The following is a 20,603-nucleotide window of genomic DNA, read 5'->3' on the forward strand; positions in this document are numbered from 1 at the left end:
GTATGAGCATAAGACTAAATAAAGTAACCAAAGAATGCAACGTAGGGCTCCAGACTGCCGTCGAGTTCCTGCAGAAAAAGGGCTTCAGCGACGTGGAAGCCAATCCCAACACCAAAATCTCCGACGAACAGTACCAGATGTTGGTGGCCGAGTTCAAGAAGGACAAGGGGTTGAGGGACGATGCCGCTGCCGTCAGCCGTAAGCGGCAACACAAAGAAAAGAAAGCGACCATCGCGCTTCCCGAAGAGAAGCCGGTGGAGATCAAGACAGCGACCGAGGCCAGACTAGGAAAGGGGCCGAAAGTCGTAGGGCATATCGACTTGGATAACCTGGGGGCGCGGGGGCCGGTTGCTGCTCCGGAGAAAAAGGAGGCTCCGGTTCCTGCCCGTCCGGCTGAGGCGAAAGCGGAAGCGCCCGTGGCAGGACAGGAACCGAAACAGGCAGGGTCCCCCCAGGCCGGGAAGGAGGACTCCGTGGACCGGAAGGCGGCACTCCTGCAGGAAAGGAGCAATGCCATCGGTACGGAAACGGACGGTGTGTTCCGCCTGAACCATACGGCGCAGGCCGCTCCCCAACTCAAGGTGAAGGGGCATATAGACTTGTCGGCCTTGAACCAGTCTACCCGTCCTAAGAAAAAGACGAAGGAAGAGAAACGCAAGGAGCGTGAAGAAAAGAACCGCCAGGCAGGCGGCGACCGCCCGCGCCAGGGCGGAGGGGGGCAGAATGCGTCCGAAAGCAAAAAGAAACGCGTCCGCATCGGCAAGGAACGTGTGGACGTGAATGCCGTGGCGGGCCAACAGAACGGGAAAAAACGGGACAATGCGCCCGGGGCGAACGGTCAGGGAGGCGGCAAACATAACAAGAACAAGAACCGCCAACAGCCGGTCATCAAGGCGGAGGTATCTGACGAGGACGTAGCTAAGCAGGTAAAAGAGACGTTGGCTCGCCTGACGAACAAGAGCAAAGCCGGAAAGGGAGCCAAATACCGTAAGGAAAAGCGGGAGAATGCCCGGGCTTCCATGGAAGAACAGCTCGAAGAACAGGCAGCAGAAAGCAAGGTGCTGAAACTTACCGAATTCGTTACCGCGAACGAATTGGCCGTGATGATGGACGTCCCGGTAACGAAGGTCATCGGGACTTGCATGAGCATCGGCATCATGGTGTCTATCAACCAACGTCTGGATGCCGAGACCATCAACCTGGTGGCCGAGGAGTTCGGTTTCAAGACGGAGTATGTCAGTGCGGAAGTTTCCGAAGCGGTGAATGAAGAGGAAGACGATGAGGAAGACTTGATGCCGCGCGCCCCGATTGTGACCGTCATGGGGCATGTAGACCATGGCAAGACCTCTTTGCTCGACTATATACGTAATGCCAATGTGATTGCCGGGGAAGCCGGAGGCATCACGCAGCATATCGGCGCCTATAACGTGACGTTGGAGGATGGAAGGCATATCACGTTCCTGGATACCCCGGGACACGAGGCGTTCACGGCCATGCGTGCCCGTGGCGCGCAAGTGACGGATATTGCCATCATCATCATTGCGGCGGATGACGACATCATGCCGCAGACGAAAGAGGCTATCAACCATGCCATGGCGGCAGGCGTGCCTATCGTGTTTGCCATCAACAAAGTGGACAAGCCGGCGGCCAACCCCGATAAAATCAAAGAAGGATTGGCGGCCATGAATTTCTTGGTGGAAGACTGGGGAGGCAAATACCAAAGCCAGGACATATCAGCCAAGAAAGGCATCGGCGTGGAAGAGTTGTTGGAGAAGGTATTGCTCGAGGCCGAGATGCTCGACTTGAAAGCCAACCCGAACCGTAAGGCGACCGGTTCCATCATCGAGTCTTCTTTGGACAAGGGGCGCGGTTACGTGGCGACGGTACTGGTGTCGAACGGGACGTTGCATGTAGGCGACATCGTGTTGGCCGGTACGAACTATGGCCGCGTGAAGGCCATGTTCAATGAGCGTAACCAACGTGTGAAGGAAATCGGCCCGGCTCAGGCGGCCACGGTTCTGGGTCTGGACGGGGCGCCGACAGCAGGCGACACGTTCCATGTGATGGATACGGAACAAGAGGCACGTGAGATTACCAACAAACGTGTACAGTTACAGCGCGAGCAAGGTTTGCGCACGCAGAAGATCCTGACGCTCGACGAGGTGGGCCGCCGTATCGCTTTGGGTGGTTTCCAAGAGTTGAACGTCATCGTGAAGGGAGACGTGGACGGTTCCATCGAAGCCTTGAGCGATTCTTTGATCAAGTTGTCTACGGAAAAGATTGCTGTCAATGTGATTCATAAGGGCGTGGGACAGATATCCGAGAGCGACGTGGCTTTGGCAGCGGCTTCAGAGGCCATTATCATCGGTTTCCAGGTCCGTCCTTCGGCTTCGGCCCGCAAGATGGCCGAACAACAAGGTGTCGACATCCGCCTTTATTCTATCATTTATGACGCGATAGAGGAGGTGAAGTCTGCCATGGAAGGCATGTTGGCTCCCGAAGTGAAAGAAGAAGTGACGGCCACGGTGGAGGTGCGTCAGGTTTACCATATCAGCAAGGTGGGTACGGTAGCCGGTGCGTACGTGGTCGACGGAAAAGTGCAGCGTAGCAACAAGGCTCGCGTGATTCGCGACGGTATCGTGGTGCACACCGGGCAAATCAATGCCCTGAAACGTTTCAAGGATGACGTGAAAGAGGTGGGCACGAACTTCGAGTGCGGTATCAGTCTGGTGAACTATAACGATTTGCGCGAAGGCGACATGATTGAAACCTATCAAGAGGTGGAGGTCAAGGCCAAGCTGTAAAAAGGTGATGAATGCGTTGGATATCCTGATTCTGGCCGTGGTCTTGGCGGGCTTTGTCAAGGGGCTGATGTGCGGATTTTTTCGCCAAGTCGTCTCCATTGTGGGGTTTTTGGCGGGGCTGTGGGTTGCCTTCATGCTTTATTCCGCGTTGGGCGATTGGATAGCTCCTTATATAGGAAGCGACGTATCCGTAGGACGGGCGTTGGCATTCATCCTTCTGTGGATTGGTGTTCCGGTCGGGCTGTCGCTGTTGGCGTATATGTTGACTAAAGCCGTGGAAACCGTGAAATTAGGAGGATTGAACCGTTTGGGGGGAGCTTTGTTGGGCGGATTGAAATACATGGTATTTCTGAGTTGCGCGTTGAATGTCGCGTTCAGGATACATCTGATATCCGGTCCGACGGTCGGGAATTCCCGTCTGTATCATCCGGTTCGTGCCATGTCCGACAAGCTGTTCGACGTGTGCAAGATTCATGTGGTCCGGGCTGTGGAGGATGCGGCTTCACCGGCCTTCGGGCAAGACCCGAAAAAGCAGTTAAGGTAGCTATTTACCTTATTACATAATACGATGAAGGGCAGGAATGCGGTCATGAGGTGTACTTATGGGGCATTCCTCTCTTTGGCTATAAGTGAGAGGATATGAAAGAAATGTATAAGAAAGAAGAATATAAGAGAAATGGGGACGTTCCCAAGGACGGGCAAGGACCGGACGAAGGGAAAAACCAGTTCGTCCGTGAGGTGGCGCACAAGAAATATGAGTACGGTTTCAGTACCGACGTGCAGACCGAAATCATCGAGCGTGGCCTGAACGAGGATGTGGTGCGTCTCATCTCGTCCAAAAAGGAAGAACCGGAATGGCTGCTTGAATTCCGCCTGCAGGCTTTCCGCTACTGGCAGGCGCAGGAACAGCCGTCGTGGGCTCACCTGAAGATACCGGAGATAGACTACCAGGCCATTTCCTACTATGCCGACCCGACGAAGGGCATGAAGAAGGACGGGCCGAAGTCTTTGGACGAGATAGACCCCGAGTTGATGAAAACCTTCGACAAGCTCGGAATCCCGTTGGAGGAACGCCTGGCACTGAGCGGTACGGCGGTGGATGCCGTGATGGACTCCGTGTCCGTGAAGACCACCTTTAAGGAAAAACTTTCGGAGCGCGGCATCATATTCTGTTCCATCAGCGAAGCCGTGCGTGAGTACCCGGATTTGGTAAGGCAATATTTAGGTTCGGTGGTCCCTTACCGTGACAACTATTTCGCGGCGTTGAATTCCGCAGTGTTCAGCGACGGTTCCTTTGTCTATATCCCCAAAGGCGTGCGTTGCCCGATGGAGCTTTCCACTTATTTCCGGATCAATGCGCGGAATACGGGGCAATTCGAACGTACGCTCATCGTGTGCGACGACGGGGGCTATGTGTCCTATCTGGAAGGTTGTACTGCTCCGATGCGCGATGAGAACCAGTTGCATGCGGCCATTGTGGAAATCGTGGTGAACGAAAACGCAGAGGTGAAGTACAGCACGGTGCAGAACTGGTATCCGGGCGATGCCGAAGGGCGCGGCGGCGTGCTGAACCTAGTGACGAAGCGAGGGCACCTGCGCGGGGCGAACAGTAAGCTTTCGTGGACGCAGGTGGAGACAGGTTCTGCCATTACGTGGAAGTATCCCAGTTGCATCCTGAGCGGAGACCATTCCCAAGCTGAGTTCTACAGCGTGGCTGTGACCAACAATTACCAACAGGCCGATACGGGCACAAAGATGATTCACTTGGGGTGCGACACGAAGAGCACGATTATCAGCAAAGGCATATCGGCCGGCAAAAGCCAGAATTCCTATCGTGGGTTGGTGCGTGTGGCGCCGAAAGCCGACGGGGCGCGCAATTATAGCTCGTGCGACTCCCTGTTGTTAGGCAGCGAATGCGGGGCGCATACTTTCCCCTATATGGACGTACGGAACGAGACGGCCATCGTGGAGCATGAAGCCACCACGTCGAAGATTTCGGAAGAACAGTTGTTCTATTGCAACCAGCGCGGCATCCCTACCGAGGAGGCCGTGGGACTGATTGTGAACGGTTATGCCAAGGACGTAATCAACAAACTGCCGATGGAGTTTGCCGTAGAGGCGCAGAAACTTCTGAATGTGTCATTGGAAGGCACGGTAGGATAGACAAACTTAAAAGACAGACATTATGTTAGAGATAAAAGACTTGCATGCCAGCATCAATGGCAAAGAGATATTGAAGGGTATCAACCTGACGGTGAATCCGGGGGAGATACATGCCCTGATGGGGCAGAACGGAGCCGGAAAGAGCACGTTGAGCAATGTGTTGGTGGGAAATCCCGCATACGAGGTGACGAGTGGCAGCGTGACGTTCAACGGCAAGGACTTGTTGGCCATGAAACCGGAAGAACGGGCGCACGAAGGACTCTTTCTGTCGTTTCAACAGCCGGTGGAGATTCCCGGCGTGTCGATGGTCAACTTCATGCGTGCGGCCATCAATGCCAAACGCAAGTATCACGGGATGGAACCGATGAGCGCGGGAGATTTCCTGAAGATGATGCGTGAGAAGCGTAAGGTCGTGGAACTGGACAGCAAGTTGGCCAACCGTTCCGTCAACGAAGGGTTCAGCGGCGGGGAGAAGAAGCGTAATGAGATATTTCAGATGGCCATGCTCGAACCCAAATTGAGCATCCTCGACGAGACGGATTCCGGACTGGACGTGGATGCCTTGCGCATCGTGGCCGAAGGTTTCAACAAGCTGCGCACGCCGGAAACTTCGGCTTTGGTCATCACCCACTACCAACGTCTGTTGGACTACCTCAAGCCGGATGTGGTGCACGTGCTGCTCGGCGGACGCATCGTGAAAAGCGGAGGCCCGGAACTGGCCGTGGAGATAGAAAACAAGGGTTTCGATTGGATCAAGGCCGAAACTTCGGCCGTTTAAAAACTTGAGCGGCAATGAATAGCGAACAACAATACATAGATATTTTCACCGGATGCCGGGAGATGCTCGACAGCCATAGTGTAGTGGCGTTGAATGCCTTGCGCGACAAGGCTTTTGAGGATTTCACCCGTCAGGGTTTCCCTACGCAGAAAGTGGAACGCTATAAGTATACGGATGTCTCGGCGGCCTTTGCGCCGGACTACGGGCTGAACCTGAACCGGGTAGAGTTTCCCGTCAATCCTTACGAGGCCTTCCGCTGTGATGTGCCGAACCTGAGCACTTCACTCTATTTCATGGTTAATGACAGTTTCTACCGGAAGGCACTTCCGGCCGCCGCGTTGCCCGAAGGCGTGGTGGTATGCTCCCTGAAGCAGGCGGCCGAGGATTATCCCGACCGGGTGTCGGCCTGCTACGGCAAACTGGCCCGTACGGAGAAAGACGCGATTAACGCGCTGAACACGATGTTGGTGCAAGACGGACTTTTCATTTACGTGCCGCGTGGCGTGGTGGTGGAACGCACGTTGCAGGTGGTGAACATCCTGCGTTCCGACGTGGACCTGATGGCCAACCGCCGCGTACTGGTCGTATTGGAAGAAAACGCCCAGGTGCGGTTGCTTTTCTGCGACCATGCGATGGACGATCGCAATTTCCTGACCACCCAAGTGGTGGAAGTCTTCGCAGCAGAGAACACCCGTCTGGAGTTGTATGAATTGGAGGAGACACACGTGAAGAACCGGCGTTTCAGTAACATGTATGTGCGTCAGCAGCGCGGCAGCGTGGTGAACCTCTACAACATTACGTTGCACAACGGCCAGACGCGCAACCGTACCGATTTGGTGTTGGACGGCGAAGGAGCCGAGTCGAACCTCTGCGGCCTGGTGATAGCCGACAAGGAGCAGCGCGTGGACAACAACACCCTGATAGACCACCGTGCCGGGCATTGTACTAGCAACCAGTTGTATAAGTATGTGATGGACGAACGTTCCGTAGGCGCCTTTGCCGGACGGATTCTGGTACGGCAGGGCGCGCAGCATACGGTGTCGAACGAACGCAATGCCAACCTCTGTGCCACCAAAGAAGCCCGCATGTACAGCCAACCCATGTTGGAGATTTATGCCGACGACGTGAAGTGCAGCCACGGTTCCACGGTGGGACAGCTGAATGAACAAGCCCTGTTCTACATGCAGCAGCGCGGCATCAGCCGTGAAGAGGCACAGATGTTGCTCAAGTTCGCCTTTGCGGGCGAAGTCATCGACGCCATCTCCTTGGAGGCCTTGCGCGACCGCCTGCACCATTTGGTGGAGAAGCGTTTCCGTGGCGAGCTGAACCGTTGTTCGGGATGCAAACTATGTAAATAAGAGAAAGATGTACGACATACAAGAGATACGGAAAGACTTCCCCATCCTGGGGCGCGAGGTCTACGGTCGCCCGTTGGTCTATCTGGACAACGGGGCCACGACGCAGAAGCCCCGCTGCGTGGTGGAAGCCATGACGGACGAATACTACAACGTGAACGCCAACGTGCACCGGGGCGTGCACTTCCTTTCGCAGCAGGCCACGGAGCTGCACGAGGCGGCCCGCGAGACGGTGCGCCGCTTCCTGAATGCCCGCTCGCCGGCCGAGATCGTGTTCACGCGCGGCACGACGGAGAGCATCAACCTCGTGGCTTCCTGCTTCGGCGAGGCCTTCATGCGCGAGGGCGACGAAGTCATCCTCAGCGAGATGGAGCACCACTCCAACATCGTGAGTTGGCAACTCCTGCAGGCGCGGCGGGGCATCAAGTTGCGGGTGGTTCCGATAAACGACCGTGGTGAACTGGTTCTGGACGAATACGAGCAGCTTTTTAATGACCGCACGCGCATCGTCAGCGTGACGCACGTGAGCAACGTGTTGGGCACGGTCAATCCCATACGCCGGATGATTGAAACCGCCCATGCCCACGGCGTGCCCGTATTAGTGGACGGTGCGCAGAGCACTCCGCATTTTGCAGTAGACGTGCAGTCGCTCGATTGTGATTTCTTTGCCTTCAGCGGCCATAAGATTTATGGTCCCACGGGCGTGGGCGTGCTTTATGGCAAAGAGACGTGGCTCGACCGTCTGCCGCCTTATATGGGAGGCGGAGAGATGATCCGGCACGTCACTTTCGAACGTACCACCTTTAATGAATTGCCGTTCAAGTTTGAGGCCGGCACGCCCGACTACGTGGCCACCACGGGGTTGGCGCGCGCCCTCGATTACGTCTCCGCCTTGGGCATGGACAGCATCTATGCGCACGAGCAGGAACTGGCCCGTTATGCACTGGAGCGCATGCGCCGCATTCCCGGCATGCGCATATTGGGCGAAGCCGGGGAGCGGGATGCCGTCATATCCTTCCTGGTGGGCGATATCCACCACCTGGACATGGGTACGCTGCTCGACCGCCTGGGCATCGCCGTGCGCACGGGCCACCACTGCGCCGAGCCGCTGATGCGCCGTCTGGGCGTGGAGGGCACGGTGCGCGTCTCCTTCGGCCTCTACAACACCCTCGAGGAGGTGGACGCCCTGGCCGAAGGCATCGAAAGGGTTGCCAAGATGTTCTGAGGCTTCCTCTTTAGTTATACATCCGTGCCCCGAGGACAGGTTATAACACCAAGTCTTCGGGGCACGGATGGTTTGATACGCTTTTTAGTTCCACTCCTCCCACGTGTACATTTCCCTTTCTTCGTGCGTCAGGGTATAGAGTGCTTCGTAAGCTTCTTCTTCGGTTGAACCGTAAGCATAACAAGATGGATTTTGCAGTTGATAAGCTAAAAATCCGTCAGTTGTTTCTTCAATGCCGAATGAAATCTGTGTATCCATAATCTTTATGATTTTTAGTCAGGGCAAAGGTAACCGTTTGTTGTTTCAAACTCGTGAAAAAGACGATAAAATCCCTTTTCATTCCGCTTGTTTGAACCTGTAGCGGACGAGTATGGGATTGGAGGCGTCTTTAGTAGGAGGTAAAGGTAAATAAAGATAGACTGACGGGCAAACTTCTATGGGATTTTTTGTGCCGGCATGCTTTTGCCTCTTTTCTTTTTGTATCTTTGCCACCATGTTGTTACCGTATTTAAATCCAGATTTGATAGAGGCCGGCCTTGACGAAGCCGGGCGCGGCTGTCTGGCCGGGGCGGTGTACGCTGCGGCGGTCATCCTGCCGAAAGATTACCGCAATGAGATGCTCAACGACTCCAAACAGTTGAGCGAAAAAAAGCGGTATTTGTTGCGCGGACAGATAGAGCGGGACGCGTTGGCATGGGCCGTAGGCGTCGTCACGCCGCAGGAAATCGACGAAATCAATATCCTCAACGCTTCGTTCCTTGCCATGCACCGGGCACTCGACCAGTTGGCCGTTCGTCCGGAGGCTCTTTTGGTGGACGGGAACCGCTTCAAGCCTTACCGGGACCTGCCGCATACCACCGTGGTGAAAGGTGACGGGAAATATATGAGCATTGCCGCCGCTTCCATTTTGGCCAAGACTTACCGCGATGATTACATGCTCCGCTTGCATGAGGAATATCCTGTGTACCATTGGGATTCCAACAAAGGTTATCCGGCCAAGGCGCACCGTGAAGCCATCCGCCGCCATGGCGTGACACCCTACCACCGGATGAGTTATAACCTGTTGGGAGACGGACAGATGGAACTCTTTGCTCCCGACGAGACGAAAGGGCGATGACCGATGGAACTGGGTATTTTTGAACGGCAGTTGAGGCTGATGGTGTTGCTCACGCAAAACCGTGAATATTCCTTGGAAGAACTGTGCCGCAAGCTGGACATGAGCCGCCGCACGTTGTACCGTTACCTGGAACTGTTCCGCGACATCGGTTTCGAGGTGGTCAAGCAAGGTAGCGTTTACCGTCTCGATAAGTCGTCGCCTTTCTTTAAGGAAATCACCCAGTTGGTCCATTTCACCGAAGACGAGGCACTCACGTTACGGCACGTGCTCGACATGGCTTCCGGTACGGATGTACAGGTGCGTCATTTGCGCCATAAACTGGAGCGTATCTATGATTTCGGGATATTGAATGCGGTGGAAACCGACCCGGGACAGGCAGAAAAGCTTCAGCAGTTGTACGAGGCCGTGAAACTCCACCGCCAGGTGGTGTTGCACGATTACAGTTCTGCGCACAGCAACCGGACGAGCAACCGTGTGGTGGAACCCTATTTGTTTCTGGACCATCATGACGGGATTCGTTGTTACGAACTGCAAAGCGGCCAGAACAAGACGTTCAAAGTGAGCCGTATCGGCAGGGTGGAAGTCTTGGATTTATTGTGGAGCCACGAAGAACAGCATGCGATGGTGTATACCGACCTGTTCCGTTTCAGTGGCGAGGAACGCCGCCGGGTCGTGTTGCGGCTCGGCCGTTTGGCGTGCAGCTTGTTGAAGGAAGAATGCCCGCAGGCCATCCGCTCGTTGCAGCCCGACGGGGCGGACCATTGGTTGTTGTCGACGGATGTGTGCAGTTTTCAGGGCGTGGGGCGGTTCGTGTTGGGGCTGTTTGAAGACGTGGAAGTGTTGGAGTCGCCCGAATTCAAGTTGTTTTTGCGGGAGAAAATCAAAGATTTAACAAAAAAAGCCGGTGTTGTGTCGTAGATTGACACGACGGCATCGTTTCTTTGCACCATGAAGTTCAACCTTTAAAACTTTACGATGATGAAGAAAGAAATGATTCTGCCGTCCTCTTCCGTCCGTTCCGGACAGTATGCGGCTTCCCGTCCTTCCGTTTTTGCGGCTTTCAAAGGTTATTGTTTGCGCAGCAAGGCGGTGCACTCCCTTTCTGCGTTCTACAGCCGTTTGTTGGAAACTTGCGTCACCCCTTTGCAGACGCTGCATCTTCTTCATGCACAAATGGCTTTTGTCCTGATGGTTTTTCCGTTCCCGTTTTCTCCTTTTGTCCGTTTTTTGTTCTTGGGCTGGTTTGCACTGACGATGGTGCAATGCCGTCGTGCGGGATTGAAATAAACGGTACGGTCGGAGGGCTTTGAAGACGGTCTGACTTGAAATGCTGACAGCTTGCAATGACTTGTTTATAAACGTGTTATGTTTCTCCTTAAATTCGATTTTTTTTCTGCGCCAAACGAAAAATCAATCGGCTGAGACTGATTTTTCGTTTGGCGCAGATTGATTTTCCGTTCTCTGCACATCGCTGAAACGAATGGCAGAGGGCTGAAAAAGTTTTGTCTTTTTGTCCCATTGTACCAAGAGGCATGGGAAAGGCATAGAGATAAAAGGTGTGAAATTTCTTCGCAGGCGGGAATATTCTCGAAAACTATTCGTAATTTTGCACGGATAACGGAAAGAATGATCATTCTAAAAAATATAAAATTATGGCAAAGAAAGCACTTTTAATGATTCTCGACGGATGGGGAATGGGTAATCACGGCAAGGGTGACGTAATCTTCAACACCCCGACGCCGTATATGGACTATTTGGCCCAGAATTATCCGATGTCGCAGTTGCAGGCTTCGGGTGAGAACGTGGGATTGCCCGACGGACAGATGGGGAATTCCGAGGTGGGCCACCTCAATATCGGCGCAGGCCGTATCGTGTACCAGGACTTGGTGAAAATCAACCGTGCCTGTGCCGACGGCAGCATCTTGAAGAATCCCGAAATTGTTTCGGCTTACGAATACGCCAAGCAGAACGGTAAGAGCGTGCATTTGATGGGATTGACCTCTACCGGCGGCGTGCACTCTTCGTTGGACCATCTGTTCACGCTGTGCGGCATTTCCAAGACTTACGGCATCGAGCATACTTACGTGCATTGCTTCATGGACGGGCGTGACACCGACCCGAAGAGCGGAAAGGGCTTCATCGAGCAGTTGCAGGCCGAGTGCGAGAAGACAGGCTGCGTCATTGCTTCCATCATCGGCCGTTTCTACGCCATGGACCGCGACAAGCGTTGGGAACGTGTGAAAGAGGCTTACGACCTTTTGGTGAAAGGTGAAGGCAAGCAGGCTACGGACATGGTGGCTGCCATGCAGGAATCTTATGACGAAGGCGTAACCGATGAGTTTGTGAAAGCTATCAATAATTCTACGGTGGATGGTACAATCAAGGAAGGCGATGTAGTGATTTTCTTCAACTACCGCAACGACCGTGCCAAGGAACTGACTGTGGTGCTCACTCAGCAGGACATGCCGGAACAGGGCATGATGACAATACCGGGCTTGCAGTACTATTGTATGACACCCTACGATGCCAGTTTCAAGGGCGTGCACATCCTCTTCCCGAAAGAGAACGTGCAGGACACGTTGGGTGAATACCTGAGCAAACAGGGTAAGACGCAGTTGCATACGGCAGAGACGGAGAAATATGCACACGTGACGTTCTTCTTCAACGGTGGGCGCGAGACTCCGTTCGAAGGAGAAGACCGTATCTTGGTTCCGTCTCCGAAAGTGGCTACATACGACTTGAAACCGGAGATGAGTGCATACGAGGTGAAAGACAAGCTGGTGGCTGCCATCAAGGAGAACAAGTACGACTTCATCGTGGTGAACTTTGCCAATGGCGACATGGTGGGCCATACGGGTATTTACGAGGCTATCGAAAAGGCGGTGAAGGCCGTAGACGAATGCGTGAAGGAAGTGGTGGAGACAGCCAAGGCTGCCGACTATGAGACCATCATTATTGCCGACCACGGCAATGCCGACAATGCCATCAATCCGGACGGTACGCCCAATACGGCTCACTCGTTGAATCCAGTGCCGTTCATTTACGTGACAGCCAACAAGCAGGCTAAGGTGGAGAATGGTATTTTGGCCGATGTGGCACCTTCCATCCTGCATATCATGGGGTTGGAACAACCTTCCGACATGACGGGCCAGAACTTGATAAAAGATTAATTTTACTTTATTCATGAATCCCGGGCAAGGCTTCCGCACTCAGGGGCGTGGAGGCTTTGCCCTTTTTTGTCCTCTCTTGGGTGTCGGCATTTCTTCTCTATCATGGCGTTGAGGAGCCTTTGATGCGCCTATGGTCTCAAAAACGGGAATAAATCTCCGGATTACCGAAAAAAAGCTTTATTTTTGTAGGTATAAAGAAAGAGTTTATGGATGTACAAATAGAACCGAGTTGGAAACAGCATTTGGCTCCGGAATTTGAGAAGCCTTATTTCGTGAAGTTGACGAATTTCGTTCGTCAGGAGTATCGTACGACGACTTGTTATCCTCCGGGAAAGTTGATTTTTAATGCTTTCAACCTCTGTCCGTATGACAAGGCGAAGGTGGTCATTATCGGACAAGACCCTTATCACGGGCCGGGGCAGGCGCATGGTTTGTGTTTTTCTGTCAATGACGGAGTCCCCTTTCCGCCGTCCTTGCAGAATATTTTTAAAGAAATACATGATGATTTGGGGGTGCCGGTGCCTCCGAGTGGCAATTTGGCTCGTTGGGCTGAACAAGGTGTGTTGTTGCTCAATGCCACATTGACGGTACGTGCCCACCAGGCCGGGTCGCATCAGCGTCAGGGATGGGAGGCGTTTACCGATGCCGCCATCAAGGCACTGGCCGAGGGACGCGAACATCTGGTCTTTATACTTTGGGGGGCTTATGCCCAAAAGAAAGGGGCGTTTATCGACCGTAGCCGCCATTTGGTATTGGCTTCGGCCCATCCGTCTCCATTGTCTGCCTATCATGGCTTTTTTGGGAACAGGCATTTCAGCTTGGCCAATGCTTATTTGGAACAACACGGGGAAATACCGATAAACTGGTAGGATGCCATGAAGAACGACCGTATACCTATGATTCAGATAGACGATACCATTATCTCTATCGATTGCTTGAACGAGAAGTTTTGTTGCGACCTCGATGCCTGCAAGGGGGAGTGTTGCATAGAGGGAGATGCGGGTGCTCCTGTGGAATTGGACGAAGTGGCCGAGTTGGAAGAGGCTTTGCCGGTGGTGTGGCCTTGGTTGTCGGCTTCGGCCCAGGCTGTGATCGACCGGCAGGGCGTGGTTTACACGGATGAAGACGGAGATATGGTCACCAGTATTGTCAACGGGAAAGATTGCGTGTTCACGTGTTATGACGAGCGCGGTTATTGTTATTGTGCTTTGGAGAAAGCCTACCGCGAAGGGAAGATCTCGTTCTACAAACCGTTGTCCTGCCATCTTTACCCCATTCGTTTGAAGAAGATTGGCGGTTGTGTGGCGTTGAACTACCATCGTTGGGATGTATGCAAGATGGCCGTGATGAAGGGCGGGCATTTGAATCTTCCGGTTTACCGTTTCCTGAAAGAACCGCTCATACGCCGTTTCGGCGAAGAATGGTACACGGAACTGGAGAGTGCAGCAAAGGAATTGAAAGAACAGGGCTACTTGGAATGAGAGCCGATATGCAGGGATGATGTGAATCGTAAACCGTCTGACAGTATAGGCTTGTTCTGCGAAAGTAAAAAAATATCAGTCGCTCTCTTCCCAAGAGAGCGACTGACAATGCAAAAATACCATAATTATTTGAGAAAGAAGAAAGAACAATGCAAAATATTTTAGCATTGTCCAACAAAATGAGCAAGCTGTTTTAAATCACGTGATTTAAAACCATAGTCTGGAATTCATTCATAATGTTTTAAATACGTCAGTCGCTCTCTTGGGAAGAGTGCGATTATTTATTAATTAAAAACAAGGTATTATGAAAAAGCTAAGTTATTTATGGATGTTACTTCTGGCTTTAATGGTGGGAGTAAGTTTTGTGTCTTGCGACGATGACGATGAAGGTGATGTGGGAGCACCTAAAGAGTTGTTGGGTACATGGTTGTGGTATGGAGATGAAATTACATTTAATGCTAACGGAAGTGGCGTGATAGTGGAGGAAGGTGAACGGTATCCGTTTTCGTTCACTTATGATGCGGCTTCTAAGACCGTGACCGTTTCGGCCGATGGCGAAGTGATGCGTTGGACGATTGTTTCTATCTCAGATACTAAAATGGTGGCTGTGGATGAGGATGGTTATGAAGAGGTGTTTTTGCGTCCCGGGACTTCTGGCGGTGAAGGCGAAGGAGGCGGTGACATCCCTCAGTCTGCTCCCGAATATGACACTTCTGCTCCTGTCGATTTGCCCGATGCTGCACGTTATGCGGACGTGAGCGGAAAGTATGAAATCAATACCTCTGAAATTCCTTACCGTTCTATCGAACTGACAGCTGACGGGCAATATGTGGCGATAAAGGCTGCCGCCTATCCTTATGGCGTGAAAGCTGCGGCACGCAAGGCTACGAAAGTGGCCGGTTTGTTCAATCGCCGTCCTGTGTTCAGCCGCAATATTGAGAACACGATGTTGATAGCAGGGCGTTTTGAACAAGTTATTGAAAATGAATACAGTTTGGAAGGGCTTGGTACATTGGTTGTGGAAGGACGGGACGGAAACGGTAATATCACAGCTTTTAAAATGATAGGCTATGATGGAGTGGAGACCGAGGTTCCTGTACAAAAGGCTGTGAACGTGGACGATGAGTTGACGGGAAATTCCGGAAATCTTTGCCGTATGTGGACGGCCGTGGAAGAACGTGCACAGTATTATATGGAAAAGGTGAATGTATATGATGCCATCTATCGTGTGGATGCCGACCAAGTGACTACCTATGTGAACAGTTACGGCATAGATTGGGCGGAAGAAGACATCTTCGACGTGGGAAGTGAAGCCATGGAACGTGTGCTGTTCTCGCAAGCAGGTACTTACTTGCAATTTTTCCGCGATGGTTCTGTGGAGCTTTCCTATTGGAGATGGGAGGACAAGGCCAATGGTGTCATTTATGCTTATGACTTTGGTGAGGAATATGACGGAGCAACTGCCACTGCCGTTTTCTATGGGAATCGTGTCAATGTGTTGGAAAGTTTCTCCGACTATTCGGAAGAAGATGATTTGTTGATGCGGTCTATCTACACTACGGTGCTCGAAGCTGCTTATTGATTTTGATAGAGGTGTTAAGATAATAAAAGCCGTTTTAGCTATTTTTTTATGCTAAAACGGCATTTTTTATTTTGAAGATTAGAGCATTGGGGCTTTATTATGTCGTTGGTTTGTCTCTTCGTAAGAGATAAACTGACAGGACAAAGTTATGCTAATAACTTGAAAAATACAAGAATAACGAAGATAAATATAGTAGAGGTTACAAACAAATTCAGTACTTTGTCAAGAGTCTGACATAAAACAGATTTGTATCTCTATATTGTATAGCTTATTACTCTCGTCAGTTTATCTCTTACGAAGAGAGCAATGTGTAATTAAAAAAATAAGTTATGAAAAGAGTTACTTTTTTATGGTTGTGGGTTTGTGCCCTTTTGTGGGGCGCAGGCGTGCAGGTTTGGGGCGCACCGGTCACTTTTGTGGTGGATGGTTATAAGTATATCGTCCGTAGCGGAGAAAGCCAACGGGTTACTTTGTCAGCCATTCCCCGTGGGGTGAAGGATATAGTCATTCCTTCCTCTGTGCAGCATGAGGGTGTGGACTACAGCGTGGTGTGGATTGGTGGGGATGCCATCATCGCTTCATCCATCCATTCGCTTTCGATTCCGGCCACGGTGGAAGGTTTCAGTGATGAAAAGTATGCTTTCGACGATTGCGACCAGTTGGAGAAAGTGACGGTGGATCCAAGTTCCGAATTCTTCTTTTCGCAGGACGGATGCCTTTACAGTAAGACATTGCCGAAGAGATGCCTTGTCATTCCGCGCATGGTGAAAGGCACGGTGGTCGTTCCGGACGATGCGGTGGGAGGAGAACGTCCTTCATTGTATTTGGAGGATAAGCCCAATATCGAGGGTATTGTGTTTCCGGCCGGTTTGGTTAATCTGACAGTGAAGGACTGCCCGTCTTTGGTTTCCGCAACGTTCCCGGCTTCGGCAGAAGGTATTTCCATTGACGGTTGCCCGTCTTTGGCCAAGTTAGAGATGTCCGGCAAGAGTGAACGTTATGAAGTAGAAGACAATGTGCTGTACGGATGGTATACAGAATGGAATTCTGATGTGAGGTTGCGTGAAATCGTTTTTCTCAGTGTGGACAAGACATCTTATACGATGCCGGCGGATGCAAGGTTGACATCGTCTTATCAAGCTGCGCAGTTTGCCGCTATGGAGAATTTGGTTTCTTTGTCTGTCGCAGCGGGAAATGCCGAATATGTTTCAGAGGACAATGCCATTTATTCACGTGAGCCTTTTAATGGGGAAAGGAGCTTGGTGGATTTGGCCGGTGGATTGACATCATTCCACATACCGGCGGATGTCGCTGATGTGGCGCATGTTGAGATTCCTTCGGATGATTATAATTTTGAAGATCGTGTTGTGCCGGTATTCGGCATGTTGAAGAAGTTGGAAAAACTGACTGTGGCCGAAGGAAACAAGCACTTTGCGGCTTCCGGCAATGTGTTGCTCCAAAAGGCGGACGAAGCCATAGGCGGAGGAGAAGAAGGTTGGGTGGCCATGTTGGTGGCACCGGCCTTGACCGGCAAGGTTGTGCTGCCTGACGATGTTGTCAAGGTGGACGGTATGGCTTTCTATGGCTCGTTGATTTCTTCAGTGACCATTCCCGACGGGGTAATGGTGTCTTACGGTGCGTTCGGCAACAGCAAGCAGTTGACGGAGGTTATCTTTAAAGGGAGTGCGTCGGCCGAAAGTTCCGCTTTCGTGGGGACACCGTGGTTGGAAAACCATGAGCCTGGCGTTATTTATGCCGGAACGACGGCCATTGGCTTGGCAGGCGACTTGGCGGAAATCACCATCAAGCCGGGTACAAAGACCATCGGCAAAGAGGCGTTCACTCCGTTCGACCGTCCCACATCTTTGGTCAAGGTGGTTCTGCCCGATGGTTTGGAGACGATAGAATCCTATGCTTTCGCCAATTGTGATAAGTTGAAGGAAATCAACCTGCCGGCTTCGTTGAAAACTGTGGTTGGCAACGCTTTTGATTATTGTACGGCCTTGTCCGGTTTGACATTGGAAGAAGGTATCACTTTCTTGCCGGATGTTTTTGCAGACCTGCCCGTCAAGAAGGTTTATGTGCCTGCATCTGTCGGTGATTGGGAAGCTTCCGGTTTTGGATATTATGTAGAAGCCTTTGAGGTGTCGCCCGACAATCCTTACTACAAGTCGGTGGATGGTATTGTGTATGCCAAAGACCTCGCTACGGTGTATATGGTACCTCCGGCCAAGACGAGGGTAAGGATAGAAGAGGGGGTGAAGTATATCGGCGAGCCGGATGAATGGGCGCGCATGCGCAGCGCGGATATCACTGTGCCTGAGATTTATTTTGGCGACAGGATAGAGTCTATTTCATTGCCTTCAACCCTTGAGGCGGTTTATGGTTATGGCATGTTCTCTTATTGCAGGCTGAAAGAGTGCCGGGTTTATAATCCCTCTCCCATAGTATTGGAGGAAAATACATTCCCGTACGACTTGTCCGGAGTGACGCTTTATGTTCCGGAAGGCAGTCTGGAAGCTTATAAGAATGCCGTGGAATGGTCGCGTTTCGGGCATATTGAAGAGTTCGACGCTTCTGCCATCAACGGTTTGCCGGCAGCTCAAGAGGTGAAAGAAGTAGGCCGCTATACGTTGGACGGTCGCAAGATTACGCAGCCGGAGCGTGGCATCAACCTGATTAAGATGAGCGATGGTACAACTCGTAAGGTAGTGGTAGACTGATTGCTTGCAGATAGAAACAAAAGAATCCGCTTTGACTATGTCGAAGCGGATTCTTTTGTTTTATATGGCAGGGGGCTTTTCATTGCCCGTCCATGTTTATGCGTCGATATTGGCGTAAGTGGCGTTCTGTTCGATAAACTCACGGCGCGGTCCGACATCTTCGCCCATCAGCATGGAGAACACGTAATCGGCTCCGGCTGCGTCTTCGATGGTGACCTGCTTCAGCAGGCGTGTTTCGGGGTTCATGGTAGTTTCCCATAACTGTTCCGGATTCATTTCTCCTAAACCTTTGTAGCGTTGGGTTGTCATGCCTTGTTCGGAACCGTTGTTATATTGTTGCATGAAACGCAGGCGGTCGGCTTCCGTATAGCAATACTCTTCGATTTTACCCTTCTTGCAACGATAAAGCGGAGGAGTGGCGATATACAAGTGGCCTTTCTGGATGAGTTCGGGCATGTAGCGGTAGAAGAGCGTCATCAGCAGTGTGTCAATGTGGGAACCATCGACATCGGCATCGGTCATGATGATTACTTTGTAATAGCGTAGCTTTTCATAATTGGCTTCCTTGCTGTCTTCGCCCAAGCCGAAACGTACGCCCAAAGCCTGTATGATGTTGTTCACTTCTTCATGTTCGAAAGCCTTGTGCCACATGACACGCTCCACGTTGAATATCTTACCGCGGATGGGGAGGATGGCCTGATATTGACGGCTGCGCCCTTGCTTGGCAGAGCCGCCGGCCGAATCACCCTCGACGATGAACAGTTCGCAGTTGGCTGCATCCTTGTCCGAACAGTCGGCCAACTTGCCCGGCATACCGCCGCCCGACATCGGACTCTTGCGCTGTACGCTTTCACGGGCCTTGCGGGCGGCCACACGTGCTGTCGCAGCCAGGATGACTTTGTCCACAATCAGTTTGGCTTCTTTTGGATGTTCCTCCAAATAATAACTTAAGGCTTCGCCTACGGCTTGCTGTACGGCACCGGCTACTTCGCTGTTACCCAATTTGGTTTTGGTCTGTCCTTCAAACTGCGGTTCGGCCACTTTGATGGAAATGACGGCGGTAAGTCCTTCGCGGAAGTCCTCGCCGGAAATTTCCACCTTGTTCTTCTCTAGCTTTTCCAATTCCTTGGCGTATTCGTCTTCAGCGTATTTCTTCAGCGTACGGGTCAGTGCCGTGCGGAAGCCGGCCAAGTGCGTACCGCCTTCTATGGTATTGATGTTGTTGACGTAGGAGTGGATATTTTCCGTATAACCGTTGTTGTACATGATGGCTACTTCGATAGGAACCCCTTGCTTTTCCGTGTTCAGGTATATCACGTCGTTGAACAGGTGGATACGGCTGGAATCAATGTAGCGCACGAATTCTTTCAGGCCGTCCTTGCTGTGGAATGTCTCGCTGCGCGGCACACCGTTCTCGTCCTTTTCGCGCATATCGGTCAGGATAATGGTGATACCGGCATTCAGGAATGCCAGTTCGCGCATACGGTTGGCCAGAATCTCATATTTGTAAGTGGTCGTGATGAAGATGCTGCTGTCCGGCCAGAACTGTTGGCGTGTGCCCCGAAGTTCGGTTTCGCCTACGACCTTGACCGGATAAAGCGGCTTGCCGCATTCGTATTCTTGTTGGTAAATCTTGCCTTCCCGGAAGACTTGCGAAAGCATGTGGGTAGAAAGGGCGTTTACGCAAGACACACCGACACCATGAAGACCTCCGGACACCTTATAGGAACCCTTGTCGAACTTGCCACCCGCATGAAGTACGGTCATTACGACTTCCAATGCGGACTTGTGCTCTTTTTCATGCATGTCTACCGGAATACCGCGGCCGTTGTCTTGTACGGTGATGGAGTTGTCTTCATTGATAGTGACTTCTATGTGAGTACAATAGCCGGCAAGTGCTTCGTCGATGGAGTTATCCACGGTTTCATAAACCAAGTGGTGCAAACCTTTCTCGCTGATGTCTCCGATATACATCGCCGGACGTTTGCGTACGGCTTCCAGTCCTTCCAACACCTGAATGCTGCTGGCCGAATAATTTGTGCCTTTTATTTCTTCTTCTGACATAGTTTTAATTCGTTCATATTTAACGCACAAATATACGCAAAAACTTTGAAAGGGGAAAGGAAAAAGGAGGGTTTTGCCCTTTATGTAACCGTGAAAATCCTGTGGGTTTGTCGTGTTTAGACGAGGATGTTTGCTTGCGTC

16 protein-coding genes are annotated in these 20,603 nt (G+C 51.9%); 14 read left to right on the top strand and 2 right to left on the bottom strand.

The window, feature by feature from the left end; genetic code table 11:
• Window positions 1–2: 2 nt before the first annotated feature.
• From infB to HMPREF9442_RS11930, 6 genes are all read left to right on the top strand, one after another.
• Complete coding sequence (infB, locus tag HMPREF9442_RS11905; RefSeq protein ID WP_008628919.1) at window positions 3–2,804, top strand: translation initiation factor IF-2; 2,802 nt, start codon at window positions 3–5, stop codon at window positions 2,802–2,804.
• A gap of 7 nt (window positions 2,805–2,811) precedes the next feature.
• A complete protein-coding gene (locus HMPREF9442_RS11910; protein ID WP_008628920.1) occupies window positions 2,812–3,348 on the top strand; it encodes a CvpA family protein in 537 nt (178 codons plus the stop codon).
• A gap of 95 nt (window positions 3,349–3,443) precedes the next feature.
• The gene (gene sufB / locus HMPREF9442_RS11915) at window positions 3,444–4,967 is read left to right on the top strand and encodes a Fe-S cluster assembly protein SufB (protein ID WP_008628922.1); all 1,524 of its coding nucleotides are present in this window, start codon (window positions 3,444–3,446) and stop codon (window positions 4,965–4,967) included.
• Between the two features lie 22 nt (window positions 4,968–4,989).
• Complete coding sequence (gene sufC / locus HMPREF9442_RS11920) at window positions 4,990–5,745, top strand: Fe-S cluster assembly ATPase SufC (protein WP_008628924.1); 756 nt, start codon at window positions 4,990–4,992, stop codon at window positions 5,743–5,745.
• Between the two features lie 14 nt (window positions 5,746–5,759).
• Entirely contained in the window at window positions 5,760–7,103 is a 1,344-nt protein-coding gene (gene sufD, locus HMPREF9442_RS11925; protein WP_008628926.1) for a Fe-S cluster assembly protein SufD, read from the top strand.
• 7 nt (window positions 7,104–7,110) lie between these two features.
• Window positions 7,111–8,325, top strand: coding sequence for an aminotransferase class V-fold PLP-dependent enzyme (locus HMPREF9442_RS11930; RefSeq protein ID WP_008628928.1), 1,215 nt, complete (start codon window positions 7,111–7,113; stop codon window positions 8,323–8,325).
• An 84-nt stretch (window positions 8,326–8,409) separates the two neighbouring features.
• On the opposite strand, the gene HMPREF9442_RS11935 is transcribed toward HMPREF9442_RS11930, so the two are convergent.
• Window positions 8,410–8,583, bottom strand: coding sequence for a hypothetical protein (locus HMPREF9442_RS11935; RefSeq protein WP_008628935.1), 174 nt, complete (start codon window positions 8,581–8,583; stop codon window positions 8,410–8,412).
• Window positions 8,584–8,818: 235 nt separating this feature from the next.
• Here HMPREF9442_RS11935 and rnhB point away from each other — a divergent pair, with 235 nt between their 5' ends.
• The 8 genes from rnhB (at window position 8,819) to HMPREF9442_RS11975 (ending at window position 18,398) form a co-directional block, all read left to right on the top strand.
• Window positions 8,819–9,442 (top strand): ribonuclease HII, encoded by a 624-nt coding sequence (gene rnhB / locus HMPREF9442_RS11940; RefSeq protein WP_008628937.1) that lies wholly within the window; start codon window positions 8,819–8,821, stop codon window positions 9,440–9,442.
• Between the two features lie 3 nt (window positions 9,443–9,445).
• A complete protein-coding gene (locus tag HMPREF9442_RS11945; RefSeq protein ID WP_008628940.1) occupies window positions 9,446–10,360 on the top strand; it encodes a helix-turn-helix transcriptional regulator in 915 nt (304 codons plus the stop codon).
• Window positions 10,361–10,417: 57 nt separating this feature from the next.
• Window positions 10,418–10,729 carry a hypothetical protein gene (locus HMPREF9442_RS11950; RefSeq protein WP_008628947.1) on the top strand — a complete coding sequence of 104 codons (312 nt, stop codon included), beginning with the start codon at window positions 10,418–10,420 and terminating at the stop codon, window positions 10,727–10,729.
• A 365-nt stretch (window positions 10,730–11,094) separates the two neighbouring features.
• A complete protein-coding gene (gpmI, locus tag HMPREF9442_RS11955; RefSeq protein ID WP_008628951.1) occupies window positions 11,095–12,612 on the top strand; it encodes a 2,3-bisphosphoglycerate-independent phosphoglycerate mutase in 1,518 nt (505 codons plus the stop codon).
• Between the two features lie 206 nt (window positions 12,613–12,818).
• Complete coding sequence (ung, locus tag HMPREF9442_RS11960) at window positions 12,819–13,481, top strand: uracil-DNA glycosylase (protein ID WP_008628952.1); 663 nt, start codon at window positions 12,819–12,821, stop codon at window positions 13,479–13,481.
• A gap of 27 nt (window positions 13,482–13,508) precedes the next feature.
• Window positions 13,509–14,093 carry a DUF3109 family protein gene (locus tag HMPREF9442_RS11965; RefSeq protein ID WP_040603087.1) on the top strand — a complete coding sequence of 195 codons (585 nt, stop codon included), beginning with the start codon at window positions 13,509–13,511 and terminating at the stop codon, window positions 14,091–14,093.
• Window positions 14,094–14,397: 304 nt separating this feature from the next.
• A complete protein-coding gene (locus HMPREF9442_RS11970) occupies window positions 14,398–15,675 on the top strand; it encodes a hypothetical protein (RefSeq protein WP_008628954.1) in 1,278 nt (425 codons plus the stop codon).
• A 329-nt stretch (window positions 15,676–16,004) separates the two neighbouring features.
• Window positions 16,005–18,398 carry a leucine-rich repeat domain-containing protein gene (locus HMPREF9442_RS11975; protein ID WP_008628955.1) on the top strand — a complete coding sequence of 798 codons (2,394 nt, stop codon included), beginning with the start codon at window positions 16,005–16,007 and terminating at the stop codon, window positions 18,396–18,398.
• Window positions 18,399–18,494: 96 nt separating this feature from the next.
• Here the strand turns inward: HMPREF9442_RS11975 and gyrB are convergent, their stop codons facing one another.
• Window positions 18,495–20,462 carry a DNA topoisomerase (ATP-hydrolyzing) subunit B gene (gyrB, locus tag HMPREF9442_RS11980; RefSeq protein WP_008628956.1) on the bottom strand — a complete coding sequence of 656 codons (1,968 nt, stop codon included), beginning with the start codon at window positions 20,460–20,462 and terminating at the stop codon, window positions 18,495–18,497.
• Window positions 20,463–20,603: the final 141 nt, after the last annotated feature.

The organism is Paraprevotella xylaniphila YIT 11841, assembly GCF_000205165.1.
Classification (GTDB): Bacteria; Bacteroidota; Bacteroidia; order Bacteroidales; family Bacteroidaceae; genus Paraprevotella; species Paraprevotella xylaniphila.